The 7,025-nt window shown below is 34.2% G+C and carries 5 protein-coding genes and 1 pseudogene; all 6 read right to left on the bottom strand.

Annotation, left to right across the window (positions count from 1 at the left end; genetic code table 11):
- On the bottom strand, positions 1-2,579 hold a 2,579-nt coding region (locus CCAND38_RS09865), incomplete at its 3' end, for a M12 family metallo-peptidase (RefSeq protein ID WP_082024980.1).
- 502 nt (positions 2,580-3,081) lie between these two features.
- Positions 3,082-4,575, bottom strand: a complete 1,494-nt coding sequence (locus CCAND38_RS12225) for a polysaccharide deacetylase family protein (protein ID WP_042345118.1) — start codon at positions 4,573-4,575, stop codon at positions 3,082-3,084.
- A gap of 205 nt (positions 4,576-4,780) precedes the next feature.
- A complete protein-coding gene (locus CCAND38_RS09855) occupies positions 4,781-5,038 on the bottom strand; it encodes a DUF6952 family protein (protein ID WP_042345117.1) in 258 nt (85 codons plus the stop codon).
- Positions 5,019-5,330, bottom strand: a complete 312-nt coding sequence (locus tag CCAND38_RS09850) for a thioredoxin family protein (protein ID WP_042345115.1) — start codon at positions 5,328-5,330, stop codon at positions 5,019-5,021. The genes CCAND38_RS09855 and CCAND38_RS09850 overlap by 20 nt, the downstream gene beginning before the upstream one ends.
- 1 nt (position 5,331) lies before the next feature.
- A complete protein-coding gene (locus CCAND38_RS09845) occupies positions 5,332-5,967 on the bottom strand; it encodes a peroxiredoxin (RefSeq protein WP_042005908.1) in 636 nt (211 codons plus the stop codon).
- A 213-nt stretch (positions 5,968-6,180) separates the two neighbouring features.
- Positions 6,181-6,502: pseudogene (locus CCAND38_RS12105) on the bottom strand (IS4 family transposase); the annotation flags it as partial.
- Positions 6,503-7,025 lie beyond the last annotated feature (523 nt).

Here is a 7,025-nt window from a genome sequence, read left to right as displayed (position 1 = left end):
ACTGACGGTATTTCTTTTTCGCAGGAAATAGTCATGTCTTTAGGTAAATCTCCTGTAAATTCTATTTTTGAAGAAATAACCGTAACTTTCTGTTCATGAGTAACTTTATTCCCGCAATCATCGTAAGCCTCCCATTTATAGATGATTACTTTATTTCCATTTTCTTCCTTGTTTTCTTGGCTCTTGGTCACTTGAATATTTTCAGAGCAATTATCCGTAGCGCTTAAATCTATCTGCTCTGGAATATCTCCTTCTTCCACAGAGATATCAGTTGGTAAAGGTTCATTAAATGTAGGTGCTTTATCATCACTTACAGAAATAGTTTGCGTAAAAATAAGATTTTGCTTACAACCCGTTGCAGTGTAAACTCTTTCTATCGTATAATTGCAGTTGTTTCCTTTTCTGGTGTCTTGATGTGTAATGTTTACCAAGTCACAACCATCAGTTGCAAATTGCGAATAATCAGCACTCGGAACGGCATTGCAAGTAGCTGAAAGAAAAACTTCAGGAGTTTTTGTAAATACCAAATCCTTTGGAGTAGTAGCCTGAATTTCGATATGTTGAACAAAATTTGAGGTGTTATGACAATTATCCTTAGCTATCCAAGTTCTGGTAATGAAGTTTTGATTTTTTACTTCATTTAGTGTTATTTGTGTTTTACCATCAGCTGTACAATTTGATACAGCTTCTATTGGCTCATTAGGGATATCTTTTTCATCAGAAACTTTAAGATATTTTGTAGGCGTTTTGGTGAAAGTTATCGCAGAGGCTTCTACCTCAAAACCGCCTTTTCCGTTAGTAACATCATTGTCTGTTAAAGCAAAAGCAATATGGTCAAGTACTTCAATTTTAATAAGCCCTAAACCAGAGTAAAATATAGGTCTTCCGTTTTGATCTGCGTGATAAACGGCTCTTCCTATAGTAATATTAGGCATTACGATTTCGCAACTTCCATCATTTTCTGTTTCAGGAACTAAGATGTGATTGAACGTTTGTCCAAAATCATCGGAGAGTAAAATACGTACTTTGGTATTTTGAAAAAGGGTTGGGTCTACATCCCAAGTAAGGGTTACCTTTTCGCCCGTTTTGTATTTCCTTTGAAAATTTGTTATTTTAAAAGGCTTTCCTTCTACAAATTTGACTTTGGTTTCGTACATATCATAACGTGTAGGGTGGTTATTTCTTTCATTAGGAGTATTTTTAGTATCATTCACCCCTAACCAAAAAGTATATACTTTTCCGGAGCTAAAGTTATATTCTTTTTTAGCAAAAGTTCCCTTTTCGCGGTGATTATAAAATGCTTTTGTATTTTTATCGGTAGATTTTTCAGATTCAAATTCAGCATTTGATATATTAATATCTGCTTGATGAAAAGCATACAAAAGGGGGTCGTTATCTGGGTCTGTTGCATCAACTGTAAACTGGAAAAAAGTCTCTTTCGGAAGTGTATATTCTTCTTTAAGTTTTGATTTGTTAATGATGGGAGCTTTATTAGACGTTTGTATTTCAGTAATTTTATGTTCAATTTCTGATATTTTTCTACGAATGTAGTAGATACTTGGCAACGAAAAAAAGTTAACAGGATGCCCGTAGCTCATAATAGACTGACCTTTACCCGGTTCAGTTTGATACGTTCCTGTTCCACCTACTGTAAAAGTATGTGATGAACCAAATAAATGTCCAAGTTCATGAGCAATAATATGTGAGCTATTGTTTGCCATTGCTCTTGCTTTTATTCTGTCAAGTCTAATTGCTCCCACAGATGCTAACCCTGCAATATTAGTGTCACTATTTCTTGAAATGATAATTCCTGCATCGTAACTATCTTTACCAATAAGTTCATTTATTTTAGCAGTAGATTTATTTAAAATTTTGTTAGAAAGTTCTCCATCAAAAACTTTTTCTTTACTGGAATCAATGATAAGCCTATCATCATTCACAATTTGAAGTTTAATGCCTATTTCTCTAATGTAGTATTCGTTAAGAGCAATTTCTAATCTACTCCAAAAACTTTTTACAGCATCCTTGCTTCCATAATATCTGTCATAATAATATTTATCCACCAATACGGCTAAACGAAACACACGTAGCGCATTGTCTGTAGGGATTTTACGAACAATTTTTTCTGGTCTGGCAGTTAAGCGACCTCGAAGGGATTTTTTATCGCTATGCGTACCACAATGTCCGTTGTGGCAACCTCCACATTCTCCTTCGGAATGCTCTTTCGAAATAAAAAGGTAACCATCATTAGTGGTTGCTATCTTCCATTGATGTTCTTTCCAGGTGAAGTCCCCTGATATATCATCTCCTGCTTTTGAAATGGACAGAGTCGCTACGAACAAGTCACCTTCATATCCTACGAAAGTGCGGATACCTTCTTTCTCGGTGAACGAAGTTTTACGTTCGTACCATTGCAAATTGACTTTTTCGGAAGAAGAAACAGGAATAGACCACTGCAACGAACTGGCAGAAAAAAGGTTTGCTATATCATTGACTTTTAGTTGTGTGTTGATGTTTTCTTGTGAGAAAAGTAGCTGAAAACATGCAAAAAAGAGCGTAGTAATAAATTTGTATCTCATTGCTAATTTTACTTTTACTGATTTATTACAAAAAACATAAAATAAACCCTATTGGGGTGCAAAGATACAAATTTTTAAGCGTTTTTTCCTTGCTTTTTTGAAATAAATTCAAAAAAACGACATCCATGTTATTGATGAAAACCTATTCTCATAGCAAAGTTTTGTGGATCTGCTTTAATTCTTTGGAAATTATTTATTAGCATATTTCAAAATGTGTTTTTTGGTAACAGCTAAGCAAAGTGCTATGGGGTAGGAGTGCTCAATTTTGAGATTTTATTGTATTTTGAATAGCATAAAGAATTTTGTAAAAATTCCCTATCTTTTCTTATTACCGAACAATCGTATTTTGTTCTCTAAAAAAGGCATATTTCCACAGAATTTTTATAGTTTAAATACCTATAAAATAATTGAGTGCTCATCTTTATAGGTATTTAAACTGTTTTCAATTTATTGGTAAACAGAGGGTTAAAGTCCTTGTCAATCAAATTGATGTATAAAAAAATTACTTCCCACTGGAGTACGTGTGACCGTTTTGAAGTTCTTTATGACGAAAAAGATCATCAAGGGAAACGATATGATATCCTTGTGATTTCAAATTTTTAATCACCTGAGGGATGGATTGCACAGTTGTTTTGTGAATATCGTGAGCCAATATGATTCCCATTGGAGATGCTTTTGACATAGCTTCTGCTACTCGGTTTACTTCACGATGTTTCCAATCCAAAGGGTCTACATTCCACATAATTACGGGTCTGCCCACCATCTCTAAGTTCTCTTTAGTATGAGCCCCGTAGGGAAAACGAAAGTATCTGGGTTTTTGACCTGTAATCCCTGCAATAACTTCGTCTGTTAATTGAATTTGACGCTCAGCTTCTTCTCTTGAAATTTTACGAAAATCTTTATGGTCGTACGAGTGATTTCCGATATTATGTCCCTCCTCTGCCATACGTTTGATAGTCTGCTTTTGTACTGATGAAGATTTTCCTAACACAAAAAAAGTTGCTTTTACATTTTCTTCTTTGAGAGCATCCAACAACTGGGCTGTATACACCGAAGGTCCGTCATCAAAAGTAAGAGCCACACACGGTACTTTGGAACAATCCACTTCCGAATATTTAGGCTCAGAAACCTCTATTCCAGCAGATTGTTCAACAATATCTTCTTTTTTGAAAATTTTCAAAAAGGTTTCATTCATGTATTTATTTACCAAATCATGTGGAATTTTTACAGAAAAATCTCCCATAGCTCCACTAGCGATTTGATACTTATCAAAAAGTAAATACCACTCTCCTTTTTGGTCAAAAAACAAAGCGTCGTAATTTGCTGAAGTAGGGGCTGTTCCTTCTTGAATCATATCTTTGGACGATTCCAAAACCTGTTCGCGTTCCCCGTCATTAGCATAATTAGTATCTTCGTAAATTCTTTTCTTTACCAAATCAGTAGCAATAAGATTTACTTCTGAAGCAAATTTTTCAAAACTTTCTTGATTTTTGAAAAAATCCACAGGCTCCATTTTTTTCTTGTCTTTTAAATTAAAAACAGAAACAAAATGGCTATTGTCGTAGTTATTCCCATAGGAAACATTTCTTTCATAAAGGAATATTAAAAAATCTTCGGAATGGTACTTTACTTCAAAATGTTGATTAAAATCCAAAGCCGAAGTTTCAGAATCCTGATAATCTTTAGCTGCAGTTTTAAACTCGGTTATAAGTTTTTCCGTAAAAGACTTTTCATTTTTATTGACGAAATCGTATGCCGTAATAGGGAAAGATGCCGTAAGATGGCTTTTATCTGGGTCGTTTCCGATTTTTACGGTATACACCTGAATATCATCTTCTGATTGCGTGATGCTAATTTCTTCAGGAAGCTCCACAACTTCTACGATAGATTCTGTACTACTTTCTACAGACGTACTGCCAGTTTGCGATTTGTTTCCTGTACAACTCCCAAAAGCAAGTGCAACAAGCAAACTAACTGATAATAATTTTTTTTTCATTTTACAATTATTTTATACTAAATATATACGTTTGAAAAACAAGAAAAAGAAAGAATCCATTTGACTCTCTCTTTTCCCTTTTACGATTTACTATATACAACGCAATTATACAAACATTTCACCTCTTTACCTCTTTTTTAATTCAAAAAAAGGAATATTTTTCTAGGGCAAAGATACAAAATACTGTGTGATTTACAATAGCTACTTACTTGTCAATAGCCCCTACAACGCGTTTCATAAAACTATTGAGGGCCTCTTTTTGGGGCATTCCCTCCTTAATCATAGTGTCAACCTCAATGGCTCCGTAAAGATTTGACAGTAATTCGCCAATTACGTCCAACTCCTCATCTTTGAGATGATCACACTCTATCAAATTTTCAAGTGTCTCAATGGTTTCATGAACATAATCTTGGTCGTTTTCACTAATGAATTGCACCATATGTTTAATTAGCGGTAGTCTCATCGATGAACTGTTTTAAGGATTCAGCCTTGTTTGTTTGAATTTGATTCACCAACGCACCTTTTTTGAAGGCTGCAAAGGTTGGCAAATTGTCTACTTTTGCTAATTGACGTGAATTAGGGAATTTCTCAGCATCCACGTAAACAAACACCGCGTCAGCAGTTTCCGAAGCATATTTTTTGAATTTAGGCTTCATGATTTTGCAATTCCCACACCATCCTGCTCCATATTGAACAAAAACGACATCATTTGAAGCAACAACTTCCTGTAGATTATCTTGAGCTAATTCTTGCATTTTAGTGTGATTTTAAATATTCTGCAACACCATCTCGATTAGCGTTCATTGCTTCTTTTCCTTCCTCCCAGTTTGCAGGACAAACCTCTCCGTGCTTTTGAACATGGGTGTAAGCATCCACCAAACGAATATACTCTTTCACGTTACGCCCTAATGGCATATCGTTTATACTCTCATGAAACACTTTTCCATCCTCATCAATCAAGTAAGTAGCTCGGTAAGGTACGTCATCACCCTCTTGCAGATAAGTGTCAGCTACCTCATCATAAACTTCTCTGGAATCCAAAATATCCAATGCACGAGCCAAATTACGGTTTGAATCTGCTAAAATAGGGTAAGTAACTCCCTCAATTCCTCCATTGTCTTTAGGTGTGTTTAACCAAGCAAAGTGAACCTCAGCTGTATCACACGAAGCTCCAATTACTTTTACGTTTCTTTTTTCAAATTCAGCTAAAGCTTCTTGAAAAGCATGTAACTCGGTTGGACAAACAAATGTAAAATCCTTTGGATACCAAAACAATAGCACTTTTTTCTTATCATTTACTGCTTCTTCATATACGTTAATTTTAAACGTATCTCCCAAATCGCTCATAGCGTTCACCGCAAAGTTTGGGAATTTTTTTCCTACGAAAGACATATTATTCTGTTTTTTAAAATTTATTATGTCCGCAAAGTTACAATTTTAAATTAAGTATACCATCGGCTTTCATATTGAAATGTTTTATATGGATATAAATTTTACTTATAGTAGTATAAAGAAAAACTTATGCCTGATAAATATACACATGCCAAATCACAGCCGTCCGAAAGTTTTTTGAAAACGTGATAAAAACCCTTGTCAACCCATTATTTATAAGGGCAGACTTGTTTGTTGTGCGGAATTATCTCTGTCAAAAAGTGTGTTTTCAGGTGTTTTTTTTACTTTTTTTACAATCGGTTTCAGTTCGTTGCATACATAATTCAGCGTCAGATAGTGCATCGGACAGACCCTTATTTTCTCGTAAAAATTACTAAATGCCGTCTTTTTATCGCTGTAAAATCGTTTAATCAATCAACAGAAGAAGGTAAATCAAAGCTATATAAATCTGTGATTTTACCGCATTTTCACTCGTGCCAAGAAAAGTTTTTATCTGTAAATTTTGCTTCATTGTCGTGGAAAATAGCAGTATTTTTAAATGTTAAACTTTTTACTTAGGTATTATTTGCTGATAGCTTTAAACTTATGTTGAGATATAAAAGTGTTATCAGTTTTGGTTATTTTTTCATTACAAATCACAACTATCCGAAATTTTTAAAATAAAAGTTTCGGATAGTTGTGATTAAATCCTTTGAAATCGTGTTTTTATATGAATTTTGGGTACATCTAACCATCGTACTTAATAAATATTCATGTAAATTTTAACATTCTACATGGGAATTAACTATTGTTTTGTTAATAAAAAATAATTAGCTTTGTCCCATGCAAAATCTCTTATAGAAAATTGTCCTTCTTTTTTGAACACTAACGTAGATTTAGGAAGTCTATTTTCATTATAGGAGATAAAATACACCTAACTTAGAAAAAAATATTATGAAAAACTTGTGTAATTCACATAAAATCAGTATATTTGTACGTGCCTTAGCACAGCACAGCACAGCACAGCACAGCACAGCACAGCACAGCACAGCACAGCACAGCACAGCACAGCACAGCAC

The organism is Capnocytophaga canis (genome assembly GCF_000827555.1).
Lineage (GTDB): Bacteria > Bacteroidota > Bacteroidia > Flavobacteriales > Flavobacteriaceae > Capnocytophaga > Capnocytophaga canis.
The sequence above is the reverse complement of the archived record's forward strand: the minus strand, read 5'-3'. Positions and strand labels throughout refer to the sequence as shown.